We start from the raw sequence: 1,228 nt of genomic DNA, 5'->3' as shown, positions 1-1,228 counted from the left end.
AAACAAATAGAATCAGCAAAAAACCAAAAAGTGAAGGATTGGAAAAAGCTTCACACAAAAAAAGAACGAACAAAAACAAATACATTTCTGATAGAGGGAGAACACCTCGTTGAAGAGGCGTTGAAAAGCCCGGGCATTGTGAAAGAAATCCTTGTAAAGGATGAAACGAAGATTCCTTCAGATCTTGAGACTGGTATCCAGTGCTATATGCTGAGTGAAGATGCGTTTTCAGCTGTGACTGAAACCGAAACGCCGCAGCAGATTGCCGCTGTGTGCCATATGCCTGAAGAAAAGCTGGCAACGGCACGCAAGGTGCTGCTGATTGACGCTGTTCAAGATCCGGGAAACCTTGGCACAATGATTCGAACGGCTGATGCGGCGGGTTTGGATGCGGTTGTACTCGGTGACGGCACGGCGGACGCCTTTAACGGAAAAACACTGCGATCTGCGCAAGGATCTCACTTCCATATTCCTGTTGTGAGAAGAAACCTGCATTCATATGTGGACGAATTGAAGGCAGAGGGCGTAAAAGTATACGGCACGGCGCTGCAAAACGGAGCGCCTTACCATGAGATCCCTCAGTCTGAATCCTTTGCGCTCATTGTAGGAAATGAAGGTGCAGGGGTAGATGCTGGATTGCTGGAAAAAACGGATTTGAACCTGTACGTGCCGCTTTACGGACAGGCTGAATCACTAAACGTTGCGGTTGCGGCTGCCATCCTCGTGTATCACTTGCGAGGATAGTGTTGCGCCAAGCGTTGGATTTCTCTATAATAGAACATAATATTTCAAAAACCGTGACAGAGGACCTCAATTTCTGATCAACTGCTTTCCAGGGAAAAAATGCCGCTGACTGAGAGCATTTTTAACGCAGCCGGAAATTGGCTTCACCTCTTGAGTTGTCGCCGGGACCGCGTACACTGCGCGTAAAGGTGAACCGGAATCTGATTCCGTTATGTCAATGAAGCTGACGACAGCATCAGTCTGTCTGAAATAAGGGTGGTACCGCGGCCACAACTCGTCCCTTGTACAAGGGACGGGTTTTTTTATTTTCCAAAGACATATGACGGTTTGTTTACATAAAAGGAGGATGCAAAATGGAAGAAAAGCTAAAACAGCTGGAACAAGAAGCTTTAGAACAAGTAGAAGCGGCAAGCTCATTGAAGGTTGTCAATGATATTCGGGTGCAATATCTCGGAAAAAAAGGGCCGATTACAGAAGTGCTGCG

General features: G+C 46.7%; 2 protein-coding genes and 1 pseudogene. 2 read left to right on the top strand and 1 reads right to left on the bottom strand.

Features of this window, described 5'->3' with window-relative positions; translation table 11 throughout:
* A partial coding sequence (locus ACWHAR_RS22105) for a TrmH family RNA methyltransferase (protein WP_452087837.1) occupies positions 1 to 744 on the top strand: 744 nt, incomplete at its 5' end.
* A gap of 66 nt (positions 745 to 810) precedes the next feature.
* Here the strand turns inward: ACWHAR_RS22105 and ACWHAR_RS22100 are convergent.
* Positions 811 to 1,017, bottom strand: a complete 207-nt coding sequence (locus tag ACWHAR_RS22100; protein WP_041336268.1) for a hypothetical protein — start codon at positions 1,015 to 1,017, stop codon at positions 811 to 813.
* 80 nt (positions 1,018 to 1,097) lie between these two features.
* On the opposite strand from ACWHAR_RS22100, the pseudogene pheS reads away from it, so the two are divergent.
* A pseudogene (gene pheS / locus ACWHAR_RS22095) lies at positions 1,098 to 1,228 on the top strand (phenylalanine--tRNA ligase subunit alpha); the annotation flags it as partial.

It is taken from the genome of Bacillus sp. LR--39, from assembly GCF_053613335.1.
The sequence above is the reverse complement of the archived record's forward strand: the minus strand, read 5'-3'. Positions and strand labels throughout refer to the sequence as shown.